Genomic DNA, 21,606 nt, shown 5'->3' on the forward strand with positions numbered 1-21,606 from the left:
TCAGGTCGCGATGTCCGGGTACGGCAGGTCGAAGTGCGCCAGCCGCAGCGCGTACTCCTTCTGGAACCCCAGCGGCTCGGGGTGGTCGCGCTCGAACATCGCGATGAACAACGTCAGCGTCAGGAACGGGTGCGCGCCGAGCTCGAACAGCGTCACATAGTCGTGGCCGGCCAGCGCGGCGCGCTCCTGCGGCGAGAAGGCCTGCCACGTCGAGGCCTCGCCGGTGTGGCAGTTCAGCAGCGTGTTGGCCATGGTGGACTCCCACCACGCGACCGTCTCGGCGGGCTCGGTCCGGTAGCGCTCGACCAGCGCCGGGTCGCGGTCCACGGTGAAGAGGAACTTGTCCAGCAGGTACTTGCTCATGCCGACACCCCCGACGGGTACCAGGTGAAGTACGCCTCCATGGTGTGGAACAGATCGTAGGTGTCGACGTAGTCCGCCTTCCGGCCGGCCCCGGCGACGCCCATCATGAGCATGAAGTCCATGAACCCGTGCGTCGCGTTGCCCGGCGCGTGCAGGCTGTCGAGCGTCACCTCCGACAGGCACCCCTCGAGGTCGCCGTTGGCGATCCACTCCACGGCGCGGGCGTCGAACTCGGGGTCCGGGCCGTGCGGGCCGAACTGGCGCGGGCCACCCAGCTCCAGCGAAAGGTGCCCGGTGCCGATGACGGCCACGCGCAGGTCGCTCGGCCATGACTCGACGAGCTCGCGGATCGTCTGGCCGAGCTGGACGAAGCGCTTCGGCTGGGGCAGCGGCGGGGCGAAGATGTTCGTGTAGACCGGCACGATCGGCAGGTCGGCCTCGGGCCGCAGGGTGATGATCGGGCAGGTGATGCTGTGGTCGATGCGCAGCTCGTTGCTGAACGCGAGGTCGAAGCCCGCGTCGAGGCCCTCCCGCAGCATGTACGCCGAGAGGTCCTCCTGCCCCTTGAGCCGCATCCGCGGCAGGCCGAACTCACGCTCCTCGTTGTACCAGTTGGCGTCGTAGAACGGCGCCTTGCCGATGAGGAACTGCGGCATGTTGTCCAGCCACAGCTGGTGGAAGTGGTCCGAGCCGACCATCACCAGCACGTCCGGGCGGGCCTTGGTGAGCGTCTCCCGGAAGCGCAGGATCTTCGCCACCCATTCGTCGGCGAACGGCGGCCGGTCCTCGCCGGTGGCCGTGCTGGCCTTGTAGTAGAAGGGGTGGTGCGTCGAGGCGATCACCGCGACGATCTGGGCCACGGCGACTCCTTCCTTTAGGGGGTGTACCGCGCGTTGCGGTCGACGGTCTTGTAGATCTCGAGCCCGAGGTTCGTGCGCCGCTCCTCGGCCAGGTGCCCGAGCAGGCCGGCCGCGCGGGCCAGCAGCGCGAACCCGCGCAGCATCTCCACCGGCAGGCCGAGGTCCGCGAGCGCGGCACCGCAGACGCCGGCGCCGTTGAGCGGCAGGGTGCGGCCGAGGACCGCGGGGTGGACGCGGCCGATGGCCTCGAAGAGGCGCAGGTGGGGGCCGCGCAGGCCCTCGGCGTCGGCGATGCCGATGAGCACCGGGGTGCGCGGGTCCTGGACCTTGTGCACGGGGTGGCCGAGGCCGGGCACGAACTTTCCGGCGGCGCGCTGGTCCCGGACCGCCCGCTCGGCGAGTGCGTCCCAGTCCGCGTCGGTCCCGGGGAGGTCGCCCTGCGCGTGCAGTACATCGGAAAGGAACCGACCGGAGTCCTCGGTGACGCCCAGGAACCGGGAACCGCCGCCCAGCAGGCCCGCGGCCAAGGCGCCCTGGAGGGCCTCGGGGGCGCTGGCGTAGGTGACGCGCGCGGCGATCGCGGTGGGCGTGAACCCGTGGTCGGCCAGGGCGACGAGCACCGCCTCGAACACCCGCGTCTCACCCGGCGCGGGGCGGCGGCCGGCCACCAGCCAGAAGGCCAGCTCGCCGAAGCCGACCTTGCCCATCAGGTCGGCCGCGAGGTCCTGGCCCAGCAGCCGGATCCGGTCGGCGTCGGACGTGCCGATGCCGGTGGGGAAGCTCAGCTCTTCAGCCATTGGCGGATCTCCTCGCCGTGCTCGTCCAGGGAAGGGGGTGGCAGCTCGTAGCGCGGCGGTGTCGCCGAGAACGTGATCGGGTTGCGCACGCCGGGGATGCCGCCGGTGACCACCACGGGGTCGAGCCCGAGATGCTCAGCGTAGGCGACGCCGCCGTCGATCGTGTTGATCGGCGCACACGGCACCCCGGCCGCGGTCAGCAGCGTGAACCACTCGTCCTTGCCCTTGGTGGCGAGCACCTCCACGAGCAGCGGGCGCAGGGCCTCGCGGTTGGCGGTGCGGTCCTGGTTGTGCGCGAACCGCGGGTCGTCGAGCAGGTGCTCGAGCCCGAGGACGCCGCACAGCTTGCGGAACTGCGGGTCGTTGCCCGCGATCACGATGAGCTCGCCGTCGGCGGTGGGCAGCGGCTCGTACGGGAACAGGCTCGGATGCGCGTTGCCCATCCGGAACGGCACCGTGCCGCCGGCGACGAAGCCGCTGCTGTGGTTCACGAGGCCGGACAGCGCCGAGGAGAGCAGGTTGACCTCGACGTGCTGGCCGCGCCCGCTGCCGGCCCGGTGGTGCAGCGCGGCGAGGATGCCCAGGCCCGCGTGCATCCCGGCCATCACGTCGAACACGGAGATGCCGGCCCGGAACGGCGGCCCGTCGGCGTCGCCGGTCAGGCTCATGAGGCCCGAGATGGCCTGGACCATGAGGTCGTACCCCGGCAGCGACGCCCCGGCCGCCGTGCCGAAGCCGGAGATGGACGCGTAGACGAGCTTTTCGTTGCGTTCGGCGAGGGTCTCGTAGTCCAGCCCGAAACGCTTGAGGCCGCCGGGCCTGAAGTTCTCGATGAGCACGTCGGCGCGCGCGGCGAGGGCCTGCGCGGCCGCGAGGTCGTCCGGATCGCGGAAGTCCAGCGCAATCGACCGCTTGTTGCGGTTGATGCCGAGATAGTAGGTGGAGAGGCCGTCGCGGATCGGGGGCATCCACGTGCGGGTGTCATCCCCGCCCGGCCCCTCCACCTTGATGACGTCGGCGCCGAGGTCGGCCAGCAGCATCGTCGCGTAGGGCCCCGCGAGGATCCGCGAGAAGTCCGCGACGAGCAGCCCGTCCAGTGGTCCCACGCTGCCTCCGTCCGCTCTGCGGACAACCGTCCGCAACTCGTTGACACGGTACATCACCGGGAACAGAATGTCGCTACCAAACCAATCTGCCCGCCAGGCGGACGGACGTCCGAGATTGGAGCCCGCGATGGGCGCAGTCATCTTCCGCAACGCACTGGTCCTCACCATGGACGACACCCACACCGTGCTCCCCGGCACCGATGTCCTGATCGTCGACGAGCGCATCGCCGAGATCGGCGTCGGGCTCACCGCCCCGCCCGGCGCGCAGGAGATCGACGCGTCCGGCGGCATCCTCATGCCGGGCATGGTCGACACGCACCGCCACATGTGGCAGACCGCGATGCGCGGCTACGGCGCGGACTGGACCCTGACCCAGTATTTCGTCTGGTACTACCTGGAGTCCGGCAAGCACTTCCGCCCCCAGGACATCTACGCCGGCAACGTGCTCGCGGCCTGGGAGGCCCTCGACGCCGGCGTCACCACGACCGTCGACTGGTCGCACGGCCTGCAGACCACCCAGCACGCGGACGCGGCCGTCGACGCCCTGGAGTCGGTGCCGGGCCGGTTCGTGCTCGCGTACGGCAACATCCAGCAGGGCCCGTGGGAGTGGTCGGCCGCGCCGGAGTTCCGCGACTTCGTCAGCCGCCGCATCACCGGCTCGGACCTGCTCGGCTTCCAGATGGCCTTCGACGTCACCGGCGACCCGGCGTTCCCGGAGAAGGCCGCGTTCGAGGTGGCCCGCGACCTCGGCGTGCCCGTCACCACCCACGCGGGCGTGTGGGGCGCGACCAACGACGACGGCATCCGGCTCATGCACGAGCACGGGTTCATGACGCCGGAAACGGTCTACGTGCACGCGGCGACGCTCACGCACGACTCGTACCACCGCATCGCCGCGACCGGGGGCAGCGTCTCGGTGTCGACCGAGAGCGAGCAGAGCGCCGGGCAGGGCTACCCGCCCACCTGGACCCTGCGCGACCACGACATCCCGGTCTCGCTGTCGATGGACACCAGCGTGTGGTGGAGCGGCGACCTGTTCTCCGCCATGCGCACCACCCTCGGCGCCGACCGGTCCCGCGAGCACCTCGTGGCCCACGATCGCGCCGAGACCGTCACCCACGTGCACCTGCGCGCCGAGCAGGTCGTGGACTGGGCGACCCGGGGCGGCAGCCGGGCCCTCGGCCTCGACGACAAGATCGGCAGCATCCAGACGGGCAAGAAGGCGGATGTCGTACTGCTCAAGAACGACGCCAGCCCCGTGATGTTCCCGATCCTCAACCCGTACGGCCACGTCGCCTTCCAGGCCCAGCGCGGCGACGTGCACACCGTCGTGGTCGACGGCCGCGTGGTGAAGCACGAGCACCGCCTCGTCGGGGCCGACCTCGCCAAGGCCCGCGCCGACGTCGAGGCGACCGTCGAGCACCTCATCGCCACCATGGGCCGGGATGCGTGGGAGAAGGGCATGAACCCCGACGTCCCGGAAACCAAGGTGATGGACAATCCATACACGTACACCGACTACGACGCCGGCTCGGCGCAGTGGAAGCAATAGGGAAGGGTCTTCATGCCACGCGAAGCGGGACCGGACTTCATCGAGGCTCTCGCGCGCGGTCTGGACGTGGTGCGCTGCTTCCGGCCGGGCCGGCCGGTGATGACCCTCAGCGAGGTCGCCACCGCCACCGGCCTGGCCCGCCCCACGGTCCGGCGGATCCTGCTCACCCTGGAGGAGCTCGGCTACGTCCGCTCGGCGGGTGAGCGCGGTTTCGCGCTCACCCCCCGGGTGCTGGAGCTCGGCATGGCCTACGTCAACGCCCTGTCCGTCTGGGACGTGGCCCGCCCGCACATGGAGCGCCTCGTCGCCGCCACGGGCGAGTCGACGTCCCTGGCCCAGCTCGACGGGTCCGACATCGTGTATGTGGCGCGGGTGGCGGTACCGAAGATCGTCACCCTCGCGGTCAACATCGGCACCCGCTTCCCCGCCCCGGCGACCTCGATGGGCAAGGTCCTCCTGTCCGCCCTCACCCCCGACGAGCTCACCGCCCGGCTCGCCGAGCCGACCCGCTCGGGCATCACCGCGCGCTGGCTCCCGCCGCGCGAGGAGCTCGACGCGGCCCTGCGCGAGGTCCGCACGAAGGGCTGGGCCCTCGCGGACCAGGACCTCGCGCCCGGCATCCGCTCGGTCGCCACCGCCCTGCGCAACGGCGAGGGCCGCGTGATCGCCGCCATGAACGTGACCGTCCACGCCGCCGAGACGACCGTCGAGCACCTGCTGGAGCACCATCTGCCGCTGCTGTTGCGCGCCGCGGCCGACATCAGCCACGACTGGTCCCTGCTCGACACCGTCCCGCTCGCTACCGGAGCGCGCTGAGCTCCGCGGCGGTGGGGAGGGCGGCTCGCGCGCCCACAGCCGTCGTGGCCAGGGCGCCCGCGGCGCAGGCCAGGCGGGCGGCCTCGTCGAGGTCGTGGCCCGCGTCCAGGGCCCACGCCAGCGCCCCGCAGAAGGCGTCGCCCGCGCCCGTGGTGTCGACCGTGGCCACGCGGTGGCCGGGGATGTCGACGGTGCCGGACGGGCGGTGGATGCGGCACCCGGCCGCGCCGAGCGTGACGACCACGGCCTTCGCGCCCGCGGCCAGCAGGTCCTCCGGCGCGCCGAGCACGGCCAGCTCGTGCTCGTTCGGCACCAGCACGTCCACGAGGGACAGCAGTTCAGGCGGCAACGGTACGGCCGGTGCCGGATTGAGCACGAACGTCCATCCGCACCGGGCCGCCGCCAGCACCGCGTCCAGCGGCACCTCGAGGCTGGCCAGCAGCACCCCCTCGCCGCTGAGGGCGGGAACATCGGCGGGGGAGAGGTTCGCGTTCGCGCCCGGGACGACCGTGATGGCGTTCTCGCCGGTGTCGTCGACCAGCACGACCGCGAGGCCCGTCGGGGCGATGTCGTGCACAACATAGGACAGGTCCACAGAGGACAGTGAGGCGGCGTCGAAATCCGGTCCTACGCGGGCGATCAGGCGGCATGCACCACCCAGGCGGGCGACCGCCGAGGCCTGGTTGCCGCCCTTGCCGCCGTGGCCGGTCGCGGAGCCGGTGGCGATGACGGTCGAGCCGGGCGGGGCGATCCGGGGCACGCGCACGACGAGGTCGGCATTGACCGCCCCGATCACCACGACGCTCACAAACGGGATCGTACGGGAGCGGGACCTAGTCGTGCGTGAGGGCGAGCAGCGCCGCGTGGGTCTCGGCGTCCGCGGCCGCGATCAGGCCGCCCGGGCCGGGCCTCACGGGGCGGCCGTGCAGGTCGGTCACGACGCAACCCGCGGCCTCGCAGAGCGGGTCCACGAGCCAGGTCCGGCCGGTGGACCCGGGTCCGCTGTGGCCGCTCTCCTCGCCGAGGACCGCGTCGCCGGGGCGGGCGGCGCGCAGGACGGCGAGGATCGCGGCCTCGGCCTCCAGGTCCGCCGCGGTCGCGAAGTCCCCGTCGCCCTTGTCGACGCGGGCCAGGTCGTCGCCGAAGCGGGAGCGCACCACGGCGCCCCCCGCCTCGGCCGCGGTCACCGCGAGCTCATGATCGCTCAGCATCCGGCGAGTGTACGGTCGCGGGGGCCGGTGTCGAACCGGATCAGCGGCCCGGCGCCCGGACCCTGACCTCCTGCAGGAACCAGCCGTTGCCGTCCGGGTCGCTGAACGCGGCGAACGAGCCGTAGTCGCCGCGGGCCGGATGCGGCCCGGGCACGCGGCCCTCGGTGCCGGCGTGATGGAAGACCCCGCCGGCGTCGTGGAACGGCTCGCTGACGTCCACGCCGCGCTCGGCGAGCTCGGCCCGGGCCTTCTCGATGTCCTTCACGACGAGGTGCAGCCCCTGCGCGGAGCCGGGCGCGGCGGTGGTGAGCCGGTCCCCGAAGATGACCGAGGCCTCCGACCCGGGCGGCGTCAGCTGGACCACCCGCAGCCCGTCGGGCGCCGGGAAGTCGGCATCGAGCCGCCATCCCAGCCCCGTGTAGAACGCCTTGGCGCGGTCGACGTCGGCGACCGGGATCACCACTACCTCGAGTTTCATGTCCACGCGGCCACGATCCCGCGCCGGGGGTGCCCGCGCCGCGTGGACGGTCGCGGGCTCGCCCCGCAACTCCCCCCGAGGCTAGAGGCCGAGCTCGTTGAACAGGTACAGCCAGATCTCGCTGCGCGTCGGGAACGCGGGGATGGCGTGGCGCAGGCGGCCGAGCGGCACCTCGCCCACCACCGCGATCGTCGCCGCGTGCAGGAAGTCCGCGACCTCCGAGCCGGTGATCGTGGCCCCGACGATGACCTGGCGCTCCTCGTCGATCACGAACCGGCTCGTGCCGCGGGCGCCGTTGCCGTAGTAGGAGCCGCCCGCGTTGCCCGACGTCGGCAGGTCGACCACGCGCACGGTGATGCCGGCGGCCCGGGCCGACTCGGTGGTGTGCCCGACCGCGGCCACCTGCGGGTCGGTGAAGATGACGCGCGGGGCGCCGCTGCCGTCGGCCAGGTGGGTCGCGGCCATCGGCCGGCCGAGGATGTGCCCGGACGCCAGTGCGGCCTGGTACTTCGCCATGTGTGTGAACAGCGCCCGGCCGTTGAGGTCGCCGACGACGTACAGCCAGTCGTGGCCCGGCACCCGGGTGTGCTCGTCGACGGTGACGTACCCGTTCTCGGCGAGCCCCACCGAGGAGAGCCCGAGCCCGCTCGTCTCCGGCACCCGCCCGGTCGCCACGAGCAGCTCGTCACCGGTCGCGGTGCCGCCGTCGCCGAGGGTCACCACGACCGTCTCGCCGTCACGGCGCACCGCGGTCGCCTTCTGCGCGGTGCGGATGTCCACGCCCTGTTCGCGCAGCGACGCCGTGACCTGCTCGCACGCGAACTCCTCCTCGCGGGGCAGCAGCCGCCGCTCGCCCTCGATGAGCGTCACCTTCGAACCCAGGGAGACGTACGCCTGCGAGAGCTCCGCCCCGACCACCCCGCCGCCGAGCACCACCAGCCGCCCCGGCAGCGTCTTCGCGGTCGTGGCCTCCCGGTTGGTCCACGGTCGCGCCTCGGCGAGCCCCTCGATCGGCGGCAGCGCCGGCGCGGTCCCGCCCGCGAGGATCACCGCCCGGCGCGCGACGAGTGCGGTGTCGCCGACGACCACCCGCCGCTCCCCGTCGAGGCGCCCCCGCCCGCGGAACAGGGTGATGCCCCGCTCCTGCAGCCACGGCAGCTGCCCGGCGTCGTCGAGGTTGCCGATGAGCTCGTCGCGGCGGCGCAGCACCGCGGATGCGTCCAGCGGCCCGGTGACCGCCTCCCGCACGCCCGGCACGCGGCGCACCTCGGCCAGCAGCTCACCCGGGCGCAGCAGGGCCTTCGACGGGATGCAGGCCCAGTACGAGCACTCCCCGCCGACCTTGCGGTCCTCGACGATCGCCACGTCGAGCCCGGCCTCGGCCAGCCGCCCGGCCGCGACCTCGCCGCCGGGTCCCGCTCCCACGACCACGACGTCGAAGCTGTGTTCCTGCATCACGGTTCCCCTTCGCGTTCGCCCCCTCGGTATCTCGAAAGTACGCGCCGGGGTTGCGGGGTTGCGCCGGGGCGGAACAATGCGGGTGTCGGTTCTTACAGGGGAGGCACCCGGTGCAAGTTCAGGACTATCTGTCCGCCATCGTCTTCGGCGCCGTCATCGGCATCGTGGCGCGCATCATCCTGCCCGGCCGCCAGTCCATCGGCATCATCCTGACCACCCTGATCGGCATGGGCGCCGCGGTGGCCGGCACGTGGGCCGCGGACCGGTGGGACCTGCACAGCGACAAGCACTTCACGGTCGCCGGGCACAACTACGACTGGCTGGTCGTCGGTGTCCAGGTCGGCATCGCCGTCGTCGGTGTCGGCGTCGCCGCCGCCCTGACCAGCGTCTTCCGCTCGGACGACCGGCACCACCACCACGACCGCTACGACTACGACCGGTAGCCTCAGCGCTCGTTGAGCAGTCGCGCCAGGTGGGCCTGGTCCTCCAGGATCGCCGTGATGCGCGTCTGGACCGCGTCCATCTGGCCGATCGTGTCGCTCGTGGTGTGGATGCCGGCCGAGACCGAGCGGGCGCTGTCCTGAATCCCGGCGATCTGCTCGGCCACCTTCTGCGTCGCCGCCGCGGTCTCGCGGGCCAGGTCCTTCACCTCGCCCGCGACGACCGCGAAGCCCTTGCCGACGTCGCCGGCCCGGGCCGCCTCGATCGTGGCGTTCAGGGCGAGCAGGTTGGTCTGGTCCGCGATCGAAGAGATGATCTTGATGACGTCGCCGATCGCCGCCGACGCCCGCCCGAGCGCGTCGACCTCGCCCGTCATCGTCGAGGCGCGGCTCACCGCCTCCCGGGCCACCCCGGTCGCGTCGCTGCTCACCTCCCGCAGCCGGGCGATCGAGTCCAGCAGCATCCGGCCGTTGCGCTCCGCGGCCTCCCCGGCCCGCACGATGTCCAGCCGCTGGGAGACCAGCTGCTGCACGTTGCGCAGCACCGAGGCCCGCGACTCGCTCAGCGAGATTCGCTCCGTGGTGAAGAAGTCCATGGTGCCGATCACGCGGCCGCTCGACTGGATCGGGAAGCAGACACCGGAGCGCACCCCGGCCCGCTGCGCCGCCGGCGCCCGCACGCAGTCGGTCAGCTCGGCGAGGTCGGCCACGAACACCAGGTCGCGCGCCCTCCACGCCCGGCCCGACAGGCCCACGCCCTCGGCGAACGTGGCCGCGAGCGTCACCTCGCGGAACTCCGGCCCGGCCGAGCCGGACTCGTAGCGGAACGCGAGGACCGGGCCGGAGCCGCGGTCCTCGATCTCCCAGTACGACCCGTAGGCCCACCCGAACGAGCTGCGCACCTTGTCCAGGGCCGCCCGGACCGCCGCCTGGCTGTCGCTGGAGTGCCCGAGCGCGGTCACCACCTCGGTCACCGCCGCGCGGTCCTTCGCGTCCTGGCGCAGCTCGGCCGCCGCGAGCACCTGGCTGCGCGCGAGCTCGGCGATGCGCAGGATCGCGTTCCACTTCTGCGTCCTCGGTTCGTCGACGTGGAAGTGGTACGGCGAGTAGTACTCGAACACCGCGACCACGCGCCCGTCCCGCACGACGGGCACGACCGAGGCCGCGACCATCCCGGCCCGCACCGCCTCCGCCGCCCGCGGGCAGTCCCGCACCTCGGTCAGGTCACCGGCGTAGATCGCCTGCCGGCTCTGGAACGCGCGCATGACCAGTCCCGTCGGGGCCGCCCGCACCTGGTCGACCACCGGCCCGGTCGCGAACCCGATCGCCGGCGCGCCGCCGGGCCCGGTCGGCAGCCAGACCGCGCCGTACTCGTAGCCGTACGAGCGTACCAGCGACTCGACCGTGATCCGCCAGGTGCCAGCCTCGTCGGCCGCCCCGCTGAGCGCGGTGACGAGCTCCTCGAGCGCCTCGACGTCCCGCGGCGCCGGCTCCTGGCGGGCCGGTGATTCTGAACGCGACAACAGCCCCACGCCAGGCCATCGTCACTCGGGAGCGCTTCTGTAGCTATTCGATTCGCATGTGGAACTTCCAGGAAAGCGGACATGACCCGCCGATTCGCCTAGACCGTCGAAAACCCTGCGCGATTGGGCGGGCGGCGCGGATGTGATCGACAACGGTCGCGCCGGTGCGGGACGCGTGGGTGCCGGAACCGCTACCGTGTGCGCCATGGCAACGATCGGTGACGTGGCGAAGCAGGCGGGAGTCTCCCCGAGCACGGTCTCGTATGTCCTCAGCGGCAAGCGGACCATCTCGGAGGAGACCCGCGCGCGGGTCCTCGCCGCGATCGAGGTGCTCGGCTACCACCCGCACGCCGGGGCCCGGGCGCTGGCCAGCAACCGGTCCAACGTGATCGCGCTGATCATGCCGCTCTACACCGGCCTGTACGTGCCGATCCTCATGCAGTTCGTGATCTCCGTGGTGACCGCGGCGCGCCGCTTCGACCACGACGTGCTGCTGCTCACCCAGGACGAGGGGGAGAAGGGGCTGGAGCGGGTGGCCGCAAGCTCCCTCGCCGACGGGCTCATCGTCATGGACATCGAGGAGCACGACCCCCGCCTGCCGCGGCTGCGCACCCTCGGCCGGCCGTCGGTGCTCATCGGCTTCCCGGCCGACGGAACCGGGCTGACCTGCATCGACCTCGACTTCGCGGCGGCCGGGGCGCGGTGCGTGGACCACCTCGCCGACCTCGGGCACCGGTGCGTGGCGCTGGTCGGGTCGCCGCCGGAGGTGTACGAGCGCGGGCTCGGCTTCGCCCGCCGCACCGCCGACGGGTTCCACGAGGCGCTGCGCCGCCGGGGACTCACCGGGTCGACAGTGCCGTGCGAGCCGTCCCCGGACGCCGTGCACGCCGTGGCGGAGTCGCTGCTGGCGCGCCATCCGGACCTCACGGCGGTCGTGGTGCACAACGAGCCGGCGGTACCGCTGCTGCTGGACGCCTTCGCCGCGCTCGGCCGGTCCGTCCCGTACGACGTGTCGGTGGTGGCCATCGGCCCGGACGACCTCGCCGAGCGGTCCAAGCCCCGGCTCACGTCGGTCGGCATCCCGGCGGAGGAGATCGGCCGGCGCGCGGTGGAGCTGGTCGCGGCGAAGCTCGACGGCCGCCCCGTCCCGGACGCGACGCTGGTCGAGCCGGTGCTGGTGCCGCGGGACAGCGCGGGCCCGACCCGGTGAGGGGACAACCGGCAAGAGCATGATCCGGTACCGTGTGCGACCGCCCCACGTCCGCAAGCCCACGGAGCTGAGCCGTTTCATGTCCGAACTCTCCTGCCGCGTCTGTCACCGGTCGCCCGCCGCGAACGTCCGCTTCCACGGCCACCAGGGCATGCTGATCCTGATGCGCTTCAGCCGCCTCGACGGCCCCTTCTGCCGCGACTGCGGGCTGGCCGCCTACCGCGACCTGAGCGCCGACACGATGGTGCGCGGCTGGTGGGGCGTGTTCTCGCTGTTCGCCACCGCGGGCGTGCTCGTGCTCAACACGGCGCGCCGAGGCCGGGTGGCGGCGCTGCCGGAGCCGCAGCGGGAGCGCAACGAGCGCACCATGGACCCCGGCAAGCCGCTGCTGGACCGCACCGCCGCCTACGGGCTCCTGGTGCCGGCCCTGCTGCTCGTCTTCGTCGGCTGGTCACTGGTCAACGGCGGCTGAGCCGAAGCCCTGGGCTTCAAGGCCGCCCGGGTCAGGCCAGGTACTGGGCGACGGTGATCGACCGCTGGCGGGCCAGCAGGTCCGAGATGCCCTCGGCGGTGAGCGGCTCGGCGAGGTGGTAGCCCTGGCCGAGGGTGTAGCCGAGCTCGCGCAGCACCGCGGCCTGCTCGGCGCTCTCCACGCCCTCGGCCACCGTGTCCAGGCCGAGGGCCCGGGCCAGCTGGATCACCGCGCGGGCGACCGCCTGGCGGGCGTCGGCCGCCGCGGGCTGGCCGTCGTCGATCTCGATGCCGTCCACGAAGGACTTGTCCAGCTTCACGATGGCGGCCGGGAAGGCGCGCAGCAGGCTCAGCGAGGACTCACCGGTGCCGAAGTCGTCGAGGGCGAGCCGGATGCCGAGCCGGTCGAGCTCGTGCAGGGTGCGCGACACCTGCTGGCCGCGCAGGACCGCCGACTCGGTCACCTCCAGCACCAGGTGCTCGCACGGCAGGCCGGTGTCGGCGAGGGCGGCGGTCACGTCGGCGACGAAGTCGGGGTCGTGCAGCTGGCGCGCGGAGACGTTCAGGCCCGCCTCGAGCAGGCTGCCGGGGCCGAACTCGGCGCGCCAGCGGGCCGCCTGGCGGCAGGTCTCGCGCAGCACGAACAGGCCCAGCGGCACGATGAGGCCGGTGCGCTCGGCGGCCGCGATGAACTCGGCCGGGCTGATCACGCCGCGGGCCGGGTGGTGCCAGCGCACGAGGGCCTCGACGCCGACGACGCGGAGGTCGGCGAGGCGCAGGATCGGCTGGTACACCACCCGGAACTCGTCGTTGTCCAGCGCCCGGCGCAGCTCCCCGCCGAGCTGCATGTGGGCCAGCACCGGCTCGCCCATGCCGTCGACGTACCGCACGAACCCCGCCTTGCCCCGCTGCTTGGCCGTATACATGGCCACGTCGGCGTCGCGCAGCACCGAGTCGACGGTCGCCCTGATCGGCTGGTCGGGCCCGGCCGTCGCGATGCCGATGCTGGCCTGCACGAGCAGCCGGTGCGCGCTGATCGGCTGGTCCAGCGCGGCCAGCAGCCGCCGGGCGAGGCCCTCGGGGTCGCTGCCGGCCCCGGTGAGCAGCACCGCGAACTCGTCGCCGCCGACGCGCACCGGCAGGCCGTCCGCGCCGACCTCGGCCCGCAGCAGCCGGGCGACGGAGACCAGCAACTCGTCGCCGACGCCGTGGCCGAGCAGGTCGTTGACGGTCTTGAAGTCGTCGAGATCGACGAGCAGCACGTGGGCGGGCTCGGTCGCGGCCAGGGCGGCGGCGATCCGGTCGCGGAACAGCGCCCGGTTGGCCAGGCCGGTGAGCCCGTCGTGGCTGACCTCGTGCTGCAGCCGCTCCTCCTGCACCCGCGTGCTGTGCAGCAGCCGGGCGTTCTCCCGGAACGCGAGGTACTGCCGCAGCGTCACCAGCACCGTGACGAGCACCGCGGCGAGCAGCACCACGCGGCTCGGCCAGCTCAGCGGCGCGCCGAGCGCGACGGCCACGAGCGGCACGTCGGCCGCCGCCACGGCGAGGTAGGGCAGCAGCACCCCGCTGCGGCCGCGGGCGCGGCGCAGGCCGAGGTCGGCCCGCACCTGGGCGAGGACGGCGAGGGTGGCCAGCAGCGGGGTCAGCGGCATCACGATCGCCTGGGCGGGCACGCTGCCGGCCGCGCCGAGCCGGACCGCGAGCACGGTGACGATCGCGGCGGTGACCCCGCCGGCGGCCGCCATGAGCCGGATGGCGTCGCGGTCGACGGGCCCGCCGGCGACGTAGGAGACCTTGGTGGCCGCGCCGACCGCGACGAGGAGCCCGAGCCCGGTGAGCACCATCGCCTGCGGGCTCCACGGCTCCGCGGCCCCGATCATGGGGGCCAGCCCGGCGTACCAGAGCACGACCGCGCAGCCGAGGAAGCCGATGGTGCGGTCCAGCAGCATCCGCCACCACTCGACGCCCTCGGCGGCGACGACGGGCACCCGGATCATGGCCCAGATGGCGACGAGGAATCCGATCGCGGCGCAGGCGGCGGCCGGCACCGGCATGGGGTGGGTCCGGGCCTCGGTGTAGTGCACGAGGATGTCGACGGCGAACCAGGCGTACCCGAACGAGATGAGCGCGACGGCGGCGAGCATGGTGCGCCAGAACCGGCGGCCGACCGGCTGGAGGTCGCCGGTGCGCAGCAGCCGGGCGACGCTCGCGGTGGCGAACACGCCACCCAGCGGGGCGAAGACGTAGGCGATGGCCTCGGTGCCGGCGCCCACGGTCAGGTGGGCCACACACCACACCGTGCCGAGGGCGGCAACCACGGCGGCGGCGAGCACATAGCGCCGGGCCTCCCGCGTCACGGATGGAACGATATCGTGCCGGTTGCGTACCGGATCTCACCCGAACGTTCCGTTTCCGGCCAGCGCATCAGCGCCGAATGGGCGGGCCTCCCGTCGATGCCGTCGCGGGGCCGCCCGCGGGCGTAGCGGCTGGTCGCGGGCGGGACCACCACTGGGCGAGGGCCACCGCGGCGAGCACGAGCAGCGCGCCGGCGAGGGCGAACCACACACTGATCTCCGTCTTCCTGTGCTGCAGGGTCACCTGGCTGGGCAGGTCGCGCAGCACGTCGCCGAGGGCCTTGGCGTTGTCGGCCTTGAAGTACTTGGCCCCGGTCATCTCCGCGACCTTGGTCAGGGTCGGCTCGTCCATGTCCTGGAACCGCCCGCGGCCGCCGAAGCCGAACCCGCCGCCGCCCGGCCCGCCGCGGAAGCTCTGGTTGCCGCTGATCTGGTTGCTGGAGCACACCATCGGCGAGGGCTGGTCGGTGCCGAAGCCGATGGTGAAGACCCGCAGGCGGCGGGCGGCGGCCTGCTCGGCGGCGGTGATCGGGTCCACGCCGTCGGTGTTGCGCCCGTCGGTGAGGATCACGATCGTGTCGGGCTCGTAGTCGCCGCCGCCCGGCCCGCCGCCGGTGCCGCCGTTGTCGGGGACCTCGACGCCGGTCGGGGGCACGTCGGGGTTGATCTCGGCGATCGCGTCGATCGAGGCGAGGATGGCCAGGCCGATGGCGGTACCGCGGGAGGTCCGCAGCCCGTCGATGGCCTTGGCGAGCTTGTCCTTCTCGGTGGTGGGCGGCACCAGCAGGCCCGCGGTGCCGGAGAAGGCGACCAGGCCGATCTTCGCGCCGCCCTCGTGCTCGGCGATGAACTCCTTGGCCGCCGCCTGCGCGGCGGTCAGCCGGTTCGGGTCGACGTCGGTGGAGCACATCGAGCCGGAGACGTCGATGGCCAGCAGGATGGTCGCGGCGTCGTCGGGCACGACCACCGACGCCTGCGGGCGGGCGGCGGCCGTGCCGGCGAAGAGGATGCCGACGGCGAGCAGGGCGAGCGGGACGCGCCGGCGCCACGAGGAGCGGCCGGGCAGCGCGGCGCGCACGAGGGCCACGCTGGACAGGGTCACGGCCACCTTGCGGCGCCGGCGGCGGCTCCACCAGCGGTAGGCCAGCAGCAGCGGGAACGCCAGCAGGATCGCGAGGGCCCACGGCCAGGTCAGCGACATCAGAGGATCCGTCCGAACCAGGTGGTCATCAGTATGCCCCCGATGGTGAGCAGCAGCACCGCGATCGCCGCGGCGGCCCCGGTCAGCTCGACCGGCTTGCGCTCGGTGGTCAGCCGCAGGTCCAGCGACTGGTACACGTCGTGCAGCGCCTGCGCGTTCTCGGCGCGGTGGTAGTTGCCGGCCGTGGTCTGCGCGATCTGGGTGAGCAGGTCCTCGTTGAGCGACGTCGCCACCTGGTAGCCCTCGACCTCGACGGTCGCGCCCTCGACGGTGCCGACGCCGACGGTCTCGATGCGCACCCCCGCCTTCGCGGCCAGGCTCGCCGCCGCGAGGGCGTCGGGGCCGCCGGTGTCCTCGCCGTCGGAGAGCACGACGATCGTGGCGTTGCCGAAGTACCCGATGTCGGGCGCCGCCTCGCCCGTGTCCTCGTTCGGCAGGCTCACCGGCTTGCCGACGACGACCGTCAGCGAGGCGAGGATCGCCTGGCCCAGCGAGGTGCCGCCGTTGACCTGCAGGCGCTTGATCGCGGCGGTGGTCGCGTCGTGGTCGTCGGAGGGCTGCTGGGTGGTGAGCGCGCCCTGGTCGAAGGCGACGATGCCGATGTTCACGGTGTCGGGCTGGGCCGCGACGAACTCGGTCGCCGCGGACTTGGCGGCGGCGAGCCGGCTGGGCTGCACGTCCTCGGCCTTCATGCTGTTGGACACGTCGAAGGCGAGGATGACGGTGCCGGCGGCGCGCGCGACGGGCAGCGTGGCGGCGGGGCGGGCGACGGCGAGCAGCAGCAGGGCCGCCGCGGTGAGGAACATGACCTGCGGCAGGTGCCGCCGCAGCGCCGACCCGGCCCGCAGCGCGGCGGGGCGGCGGCGGTGCATCCGGAAGTACACGATGAACAGCGCGACGGTCACGACCACCGCGACGGCCACGAGGACCGGGTATTCGAACGTCATCGGCGCCTGCGCTTGGTGTCGCGGACCATGGCGACCAGCGCCTGCAGCGGGTCCTCGTCGGTGCTGACCACGTGCCCGCGCACCCCCGAGCGGCGCATGGCCTCGGCCACGCCGGCCTCGCGCGCGTCGACCTCGGCCCGCAGCCGCAGCCGGAACTGTGGGTCGCCGGTGTCGACGAGGATCTGCTCGCCCGTCTCGGCGTCCTCGACGACCACGAGCCCGAGGTCGGGCAGGTCCAGCTCGATCGGGTCGACGACCCGGATCGCGATCACCTCGTGGCGGAACGTGAGCCGGGTCAGCTCCGGCTCCCAGCCCTCGCCGATGAAGTCGGAGATGACGAACACGAGGCTTCTGCGCCGCGCGGTCGACGCGGCGAGGCGCAGCATGGCGGCCAGGTCGGTCGCGCCCCGCTCGGGGCCGCGGGCGGAGGCCTTGGCGATCTCATGAGCCAACCGCAGCACGTGTACCCGTCCGGCGTGCGGCGGCAGCACGAGCTGTTTCGCGTTGTCGTAGAGGATCGCGCCGACCCGGTTGCCGCCGTAGGTGAGCAGCCGGGCCAGGCTGACGGCGAGCTCGGTGAGCGTCGCGTCCTTGCCGTTCTCGGCCGTGCTCACGCGCATCGAGGCCGAGAGGTCCAGCACCAGCCAGGCCGTGAGCTCGCGGTCCTCGGTGTACTGGCGCACGAACGGCTCGTCGAGGCGCGCGGTCACGTTCCAGTCGATGTGCCGGACGTCGTCCTCGGCGGTGTACTCGCGCAGGTCGGCGAAGTCGATCCCGGTGCCGCGGAAGACCGTGCGGTACGACCCCTGCAACTGCCCGTCGAGGCGGCGCAGGATCTGCCACTCCAGGCGGCGCAGCAGGCGATCCTCGGCCGTGGTCATGCGCTCAGCGGCTTCCGTTGCGCGCCGGGGTCGGGGCGGGCACGGCGACCGCGGCGAGCACCCGGGCCACGACCATGTCCGCGGTGACGTCGTCGGAGAGGGCCTCGTAGGACAGCACGAGCCGGTGGCGCAGCACGTCCGGGGCGAGCTCGTGCAGGTCCTCGGGCACCACGTAGTCGCGGCCGCGGATGAACGCCAGCGCCCGCGCGGCCAGCACCAGGTTGATCGAGGCGCGCGGGCTGGCCCCGAAGGTGACGTAGCGGGTCAGGTCGCCGAGCCCGACGTCGGCCGGGTTGCGGGTCGCGTTCGTGAGCCGCACCGAGTACTCGATCAGCGACGGGTCGACGTAGACCTCGTCGACCTGGCGCTGCATCTCGACGAGCCGGTCGGGGTCCACGACGGCCTGGGTGACGGCCTCGGGCAGGATGGCCCGCTCGACGATCACGAACTCCTCGGTCGGGCTCGGGTACCCCACCAGGACCTTCATCATGAACCGGTCGACCTGCGCCTCGGGCAGCGCGTAGGTGCCCTCGGACTCGATCGGGTTCTGCGTCGCCATGACCAGGAACGGCTTGGGGATCCGGTGGGTCTCCCGGCCGATGGTGACCTGCCGCTCCTGCATCGTCTCCAGCAGGGCGCTCTGCACCTTGGCCGGGGCCCGGTTGATCTCGTCGGCGAGCAGCAGGTTGGTGAAGACCGGGCCGAGGCTCACCTGGAACTCGCCGGAGGGCTGGTGGTACACCCGCGTCCCGACGATGTCCGCGGGCACCAGGTCCGGGGTGAACTGCACCCGGTGGAACTGCCCGCCGATGGCCGCCGCGAGGGCCTTCACGGCGAGGGTCTTGGCCAGGCCGGGGACGCCCTCGACGAGGATGTGGCCGCGGCTGAGCAGGGCGACCATGAGCCGCTCGAGAAGCCCGTCCTGCCCGACGATGGTCTTGCGGACCTCGTAGAGCACCTGCTCGACGGCGGTCGCGTTCGGTACGTCCATGCTCTTCCTTACCGTCATTGTTCCGGTCCTGGTTCACCGGGCCGGTCGAGCCCAGGGCCGCGCCGATGGGCACCGATCTTCCTTACCGTCATTGTTCCGGTCCTGGTTCACCGGGCCCCGTCGAGCCCAGGGCCGCGCCGATCGGCACCGCGAAGCCGACGCCGACGAACGTGCCGGCCGAGGTGGGGTTGGCCAGCGCCACCACGATGCCGATGACCTCGCCCTTCGCGTTGACCAGCGGCCCGCCGGAGCTGCCCGGGTTCACGGCCGCGTCGAACTGGATGAGCCCCGTGAGCTTCGTGCCGTCCGGGTTGGCCGCGGCCCGGTTGAGCCCCGAGATGACGCCGGTGGTGGTGCTGCTGGTCAGGCCGAGCTGGTTGCCGATGGCCACGACGTCGTTGCCGACCGCGATCCGCCCGGAGTTGCCCAGCACGGCCGGGACGAGCACGTCGGGCAGGGTCGCCGGGGTGAGCGTCGCGATGTCGAGCTCCGCGTTCGACCCGGCGACCTGCGCGGCCGACTCGGTGCCGTCGGCGAACCGGACCTTGATCGCCGTGCCGCCCTTGACCACGTGGAACGCGGTCAGGATGGTGCCGGTCGCATTGGCGACGACGCCGGTGCCGGTCGCGCCCCCCTCCGGCAGCGTCGTCTCGATGGTCACCACGGACGGCGCGACGGCCTGGTAGATCTGCGCCGTGGTGGGCGGCCCGGACGCGCTGGGGGAGGCCGCGGCCGAGGGCCTGGTCGCGGCGGGCGCCGCGCCTTCGCCGCCGGCCCGGAACGCGAGGATGCCGGTCGCGACGATGGCGAGCACGACGACGCCGACGCCGATGCCCAGGTCACGCCGGGTGAGCGCCACCGGTGTCCGGCTGCTCCTGCCGTCCGGCTCGGGTTGCGGGTCCGGCTCGCGGCTCGGGTTGCTCGGTTTCGGCCATCTCGCTGGTGCGGGTTTCGCGGGCTCGGGCTGTTTGGGGCCGGGTTCCGCGATGATCGTCACCTCGGGGCCGGCCCACTGCTGCTCGGGCTTCCCGGCTGGGCGCATGGGCCAAACATAGCCTCGGTACCTCGGAGAACGGTAAGAGTGCGCTTGGCCACGCGGCCTAGTGTCGTGCTCATGGTTCGTGTTCCGGACGGGTTCGCGTTTGTGGTGGAGCGGGTGGGAAAGTACTCGCGGACCCTGCCGCCGGGCGGGCACTTCCTCGTGCCGGGGGTGGATCGGGTTCGGGCCCGGGTCGATCTGCGCTTCCGGCCGCTGGCGTTCCGGCCGCAGCCCGTTTCGACGTCGGACGGTTTGCTGGTGGAGGTCGCGGCCACCGTGTGGTGCCGGGTGGTCGATCCGGTGCGGGCCACCTACGAGATCTCCGACTATGTCAACGGCCTTGAACAGCTGACGGCTACCGTCTTGCGGGCCGCGTGCGCCGAGCTGACGCGGCCGGACGCCCTCGCGTCGCGCTTCGACCTGAATCGGCGGCTGTCGGGGGAGCTGTCCGGGGTCGTCGGGCGCTGGGGCGTGGAGGTCGGCAAGACGGAGATCACGGTGCTGCGGCCGCCGGATCGTTAGCGCCTTCGGTTTTGTCGCTGGGCGTTGCCGCCTTCGTTCCTCGCCGGCGTTGCGGCCTGTGTTGGCGCCTGCGTTGCCGCCCTCGTTCGTCGTCGGCGTTGAGGCCTCGCTTGCCGGCTTCGTTGGTCGCCCTTGTTGGTCGCCCTTGTTGGACGCCCTCGCTTGCCGGCTTCGCTTGCCGGCTTCGCTTGCCGGCTTCGCTTGCCGGCTTCGCTTGCCGGCTTCGCTTGCCGGCTTCGCTTGCCGGCTTCGCTTGCCGGCTTCGCTTGCCGGCTTCGTTGGTCGCCCTCGTTGGTCGCCCTTGTTGGTCGCCGGCGTTGCGGCCTCGCCTGCCGCCTGCGTTGCCGTCCTGGTTTGTCGCCTCGTTGCAACCTCGCTTGTCCGACGGCGCTGCCGCCTCGACGTCGAACGCGCAGTGTCAAAATCGGACAGCGCCCGCAAGGGTCCCGCCGGTGATTACTGGATTATCGAATTGCCGGTAATCAGTAATCGGTAATTCGGCGAGCGTCACAGAGCGTGCATCCATGGCGGAGGAGTGCTCGCGAGGGAGGATGGACCGGTGGCGGAGCTGATGCGGGTGGATCTGGGCGAGGTCGAGTACACCGAGGCCGTCGAGGCGATGCGCGGCTGGGTCACGGAGCGTCAGGCCGGTGCCGCCCCGGACCGGCTGTTTCTGCTCACGCACCCGCCGGTCGTCACGTACGGGCGGCACACCGCGCTCTCCGACCTCCCGCAGGACGGATCACTGCCCGTCATCGAGGTCGACCGCGGCGGGCACGCGACCTATCACGGGCCGGGGCAGCTCGTCGGGTACCTGGTCATGAACCTGCGCGACGGCGGGCCCGGCGATGTCGTGCGCTGGCTCGAGCTCGCGCTCATCGAGGCGCTCGGGGATCTCGGGTTCGCGGCGGTGCGCCGGGACACGCCGAAGGGGGCGGACAGCCTCGTCGGGGTGTGGACGCCCGAGCACCACAAGATCGTGTCGATCGGGATGCGTATCCGGGGTGGCGTCACCAGTCATGGGTTTGCCATCAATGTCGACTCGGATCTCGGGGTGTACGAGCGGTTCGTGGCCTGCCGGCTCGATGGGGTGACGATGACGTCGCTGCGGAAGATGGCCGAGGATGCCGGGGTTGCGGTGCCGGGCATGGAGCGGGTGCGGGACGCGGTTGCCCGGCGGCTCGGGGCCACCGTCGGCGCGGCCTCCGCTCCGGGCATCGGGGCAGCGTAGCCGAGGCGTGGGCGGTGGTGGCCTGCTCCGCTTTGAGCGCCGGGGCGGTGTGGCTGAGGCGTGGGCGGTGGTGGCCTGCTCCGCTTTGAGCGCCGGGGCGGTGTGGCTGAGGCGTGGGCGGTGGTGGCCTGCTCCGCTTTGAGCGCCGGGGACGT

21 protein-coding genes and 1 pseudogene are annotated in these 21,606 nt (G+C 72.7%); 7 read left to right on the forward strand and 15 right to left on the reverse strand.

The annotated features are described in order from the left end of the window. Genes ABT369_RS22855 through ABT369_RS22870 form a run of 4 tightly spaced genes read right to left on the reverse strand, consistent with a single transcriptional unit; the run spans position 1 to position 3,126 of the window. Complete coding sequence (locus tag ABT369_RS22855) at positions 1–363, reverse strand: hypothetical protein (protein WP_350614688.1); 363 nt, start codon at positions 361–363, stop codon at positions 1–3. Further along, positions 360–1,223, reverse strand: a complete 864-nt coding sequence (locus ABT369_RS22860; RefSeq protein WP_350614690.1) for a DODA-type extradiol aromatic ring-opening family dioxygenase — start codon at positions 1,221–1,223, stop codon at positions 360–362. Before ABT369_RS22860 ends, ABT369_RS22855 begins: the two co-directional genes overlap by 4 nt. A gap of 14 nt (positions 1,224–1,237) precedes the next feature. Further along, positions 1,238–2,020 (reverse strand): citryl-CoA lyase, encoded by a 783-nt coding sequence (locus ABT369_RS22865; protein ID WP_350614692.1) that lies wholly within the window; start codon positions 2,018–2,020, stop codon positions 1,238–1,240. Beyond that, positions 2,005–3,126 (reverse strand): CaiB/BaiF CoA transferase family protein, encoded by a 1,122-nt coding sequence (locus ABT369_RS22870; protein WP_350614694.1) that lies wholly within the window; start codon positions 3,124–3,126, stop codon positions 2,005–2,007. Before ABT369_RS22870 ends, ABT369_RS22865 begins: the two co-directional genes overlap by 16 nt. A 127-nt stretch (positions 3,127–3,253) precedes the next feature. Here ABT369_RS22870 and ABT369_RS22875 point away from each other — a divergent pair, with 127 nt between their 5' ends. Together ABT369_RS22875 and ABT369_RS22880 are read left to right on the forward strand one after the other, a co-directional pair. Continuing rightward, complete coding sequence (locus ABT369_RS22875; RefSeq protein WP_350614696.1) at positions 3,254–4,678, forward strand: amidohydrolase family protein; 1,425 nt, start codon at positions 3,254–3,256, stop codon at positions 4,676–4,678. Positions 4,679–4,690: 12 nt separating this feature from the next. Next, positions 4,691–5,494 carry an IclR family transcriptional regulator domain-containing protein gene (locus ABT369_RS22880; protein WP_350614698.1) on the forward strand — a complete coding sequence of 268 codons (804 nt, stop codon included), beginning with the start codon at positions 4,691–4,693 and terminating at the stop codon, positions 5,492–5,494. Here ABT369_RS22880 and ABT369_RS22885 read toward each other — a convergent pair. The 4 genes and pseudogenes from ABT369_RS22885 to ABT369_RS22900 all read right to left on the reverse strand — a co-directional run bounded on the left by ABT369_RS22885 (position 5,478) and on the right by ABT369_RS22900 (position 8,638). After that, a complete protein-coding gene (locus ABT369_RS22885; RefSeq protein ID WP_350614700.1) occupies positions 5,478–6,302 on the reverse strand; it encodes a ribokinase in 825 nt (274 codons plus the stop codon). The two genes, ABT369_RS22880 and ABT369_RS22885, sit on opposite strands and share 17 nt — an antisense overlap. A 148-nt stretch (positions 6,303–6,450) precedes the next feature. Beyond that, positions 6,451–6,705 (reverse strand): annotated as a pseudogene (locus ABT369_RS22890) (inositol monophosphatase family protein); the annotation flags it as partial. 40 nt (positions 6,706–6,745) lie between these two features. Continuing rightward, the gene (locus ABT369_RS22895; RefSeq protein WP_350614773.1) at positions 6,746–7,183 is read right to left on the reverse strand and encodes a VOC family protein; all 438 of its coding nucleotides are present in this window, start codon (positions 7,181–7,183) and stop codon (positions 6,746–6,748) included. Positions 7,184–7,264: 81 nt separating this feature from the next. Then, the gene (locus ABT369_RS22900) at positions 7,265–8,638 is read right to left on the reverse strand and encodes a dihydrolipoyl dehydrogenase family protein (RefSeq protein ID WP_350614702.1); all 1,374 of its coding nucleotides are present in this window, start codon (positions 8,636–8,638) and stop codon (positions 7,265–7,267) included. A gap of 113 nt (positions 8,639–8,751) precedes the next feature. Here ABT369_RS22900 and ABT369_RS22905 point away from each other — a divergent pair, with 113 nt between their 5' ends. Continuing rightward, entirely contained in the window at positions 8,752–9,084 is a 333-nt protein-coding gene (locus tag ABT369_RS22905) for a GlsB/YeaQ/YmgE family stress response membrane protein (protein ID WP_350614704.1), read from the forward strand. A gap of 2 nt (positions 9,085–9,086) precedes the next feature. Here the strand turns inward: ABT369_RS22905 and ABT369_RS22910 are convergent, their stop codons facing one another. Further along, positions 9,087–10,613, reverse strand: coding sequence for a methyl-accepting chemotaxis protein (locus ABT369_RS22910; protein ID WP_350614706.1), 1,527 nt, complete (start codon positions 10,611–10,613; stop codon positions 9,087–9,089). A gap of 196 nt (positions 10,614–10,809) precedes the next feature. Between ABT369_RS22910 and ABT369_RS22915 the strand changes: the two genes are divergently transcribed. Further along, a complete protein-coding gene (locus ABT369_RS22915; protein WP_350614708.1) occupies positions 10,810–11,814 on the forward strand; it encodes a LacI family DNA-binding transcriptional regulator in 1,005 nt (334 codons plus the stop codon). Between the two features lie 79 nt (positions 11,815–11,893). Then, positions 11,894–12,286, forward strand: coding sequence for a hypothetical protein (locus tag ABT369_RS22920; protein WP_350614711.1), 393 nt, complete (start codon positions 11,894–11,896; stop codon positions 12,284–12,286). 31 nt (positions 12,287–12,317) lie between these two features. Here the strand turns inward: ABT369_RS22920 and ABT369_RS22925 are convergent, their stop codons facing one another. The 6 genes from ABT369_RS22925 to ABT369_RS22950 all read right to left on the reverse strand — a co-directional run bounded on the left by ABT369_RS22925 (position 12,318) and on the right by ABT369_RS22950 (position 19,701). After that, positions 12,318–14,642: a putative bifunctional diguanylate cyclase/phosphodiesterase gene (locus ABT369_RS22925; RefSeq protein ID WP_350614713.1), complete on the reverse strand. Its 2,325-nt coding sequence runs from the start codon at positions 14,640–14,642 to the stop codon at positions 12,318–12,320. Positions 14,643–14,709: 67 nt separating this feature from the next. Further along, positions 14,710–15,840: a VWA domain-containing protein gene (locus ABT369_RS22930; protein WP_350614715.1), complete on the reverse strand. Its 1,131-nt coding sequence runs from the start codon at positions 15,838–15,840 to the stop codon at positions 14,710–14,712. Next, positions 15,840–16,787 carry a vWA domain-containing protein gene (locus ABT369_RS22935; protein WP_350614717.1) on the reverse strand — a complete coding sequence of 316 codons (948 nt, stop codon included), beginning with the start codon at positions 16,785–16,787 and terminating at the stop codon, positions 15,840–15,842. Before ABT369_RS22935 ends, ABT369_RS22930 begins: the two co-directional genes overlap by 1 nt. After that, the gene (locus ABT369_RS22940; RefSeq protein WP_350614719.1) at positions 16,784–17,668 is read right to left on the reverse strand and encodes a DUF58 domain-containing protein; all 885 of its coding nucleotides are present in this window, start codon (positions 17,666–17,668) and stop codon (positions 16,784–16,786) included. Before ABT369_RS22940 ends, ABT369_RS22935 begins: the two co-directional genes overlap by 4 nt. Before the next feature lie 4 nt (positions 17,669–17,672). After that, positions 17,673–18,659: an AAA family ATPase gene (locus ABT369_RS22945; RefSeq protein ID WP_350614721.1), complete on the reverse strand. Its 987-nt coding sequence runs from the start codon at positions 18,657–18,659 to the stop codon at positions 17,673–17,675. 88 nt (positions 18,660–18,747) lie between these two features. Then, positions 18,748–19,701 carry a trypsin-like peptidase domain-containing protein gene (locus tag ABT369_RS22950; RefSeq protein WP_350614723.1) on the reverse strand — a complete coding sequence of 318 codons (954 nt, stop codon included), beginning with the start codon at positions 19,699–19,701 and terminating at the stop codon, positions 18,748–18,750. Positions 19,702–19,773: 72 nt separating this feature from the next. On the opposite strand from ABT369_RS22950, the gene ABT369_RS22955 reads away from it, so the two are divergent. Together ABT369_RS22955 and lipB are read left to right on the forward strand one after the other, a co-directional pair. Continuing rightward, positions 19,774–20,220 carry an SPFH domain-containing protein gene (locus ABT369_RS22955; RefSeq protein ID WP_350614725.1) on the forward strand — a complete coding sequence of 149 codons (447 nt, stop codon included), beginning with the start codon at positions 19,774–19,776 and terminating at the stop codon, positions 20,218–20,220. A gap of 559 nt (positions 20,221–20,779) precedes the next feature. Continuing rightward, a complete protein-coding gene (gene lipB / locus ABT369_RS22960; protein WP_350614727.1) occupies positions 20,780–21,451 on the forward strand; it encodes a lipoyl(octanoyl) transferase LipB in 672 nt (223 codons plus the stop codon). Positions 21,452–21,606 lie beyond the last annotated feature (155 nt).

Origin of the sequence: Dactylosporangium sp. NPDC000244 (assembly GCF_040300725.1) — a bacterium.
In the GTDB taxonomy this organism is placed as follows: domain Bacteria; phylum Actinomycetota; class Actinomycetes; order Mycobacteriales; family Micromonosporaceae; genus Dactylosporangium.

Bases quoted from the DNA above. Each gene is read 5' to 3' on its own strand.
- ABT369_RS22875 (WP_350614696.1), top strand. From the start codon at position 3,254: ATGGGCGCAGTCATCTTCCGCAACGCACTGGTCCTCACCATGGACGAC.
- ABT369_RS22855 (WP_350614688.1), bottom strand. From the start codon at position 363: ATGAGCAAGTACCTGCTGGACAAGTTCCTCTTCACCGTGGACCGCGAC.
- ABT369_RS22915 (WP_350614708.1), top strand. From the start codon at position 10,810: ATGGCAACGATCGGTGACGTGGCGAAGCAGGCGGGAGTCTCCCCGAGC.
- ABT369_RS22955 (WP_350614725.1), top strand. From the start codon at position 19,774: ATGGTTCGTGTTCCGGACGGGTTCGCGTTTGTGGTGGAGCGGGTGGGA.
- ABT369_RS22940 (WP_350614719.1), bottom strand. From the start codon at position 17,668: ATGACCACGGCCGAGGATCGCCTGCTGCGCCGCCTGGAGTGGCAGATC.
- ABT369_RS22930 (WP_350614715.1), bottom strand. From the start codon at position 15,840: ATGTCGCTGACCTGGCCGTGGGCCCTCGCGATCCTGCTGGCGTTCCCG.
- ABT369_RS22945 (WP_350614721.1), bottom strand. From the start codon at position 18,659: ATGGACGTACCGAACGCGACCGCCGTCGAGCAGGTGCTCTACGAGGTC.
- ABT369_RS22935 (WP_350614717.1), bottom strand. From the start codon at position 16,787: ATGACGTTCGAATACCCGGTCCTCGTGGCCGTCGCGGTGGTCGTGACC.
- ABT369_RS22920 (WP_350614711.1), top strand. From the start codon at position 11,894: ATGTCCGAACTCTCCTGCCGCGTCTGTCACCGGTCGCCCGCCGCGAAC.
- ABT369_RS22880 (WP_350614698.1), top strand. From the start codon at position 4,691: ATGCCACGCGAAGCGGGACCGGACTTCATCGAGGCTCTCGCGCGCGGT.
- ABT369_RS22895 (WP_350614773.1), bottom strand. From the start codon at position 7,183: ATGAAACTCGAGGTAGTGGTGATCCCGGTCGCCGACGTCGACCGCGCC.
- ABT369_RS22900 (WP_350614702.1), bottom strand. From the start codon at position 8,638: ATGCAGGAACACAGCTTCGACGTCGTGGTCGTGGGAGCGGGACCCGGC.
- ABT369_RS22950 (WP_350614723.1), bottom strand. From the start codon at position 19,701: ATGCGCCCAGCCGGGAAGCCCGAGCAGCAGTGGGCCGGCCCCGAGGTG.
- ABT369_RS22865 (WP_350614692.1), bottom strand. From the start codon at position 2,020: ATGGCTGAAGAGCTGAGCTTCCCCACCGGCATCGGCACGTCCGACGCC.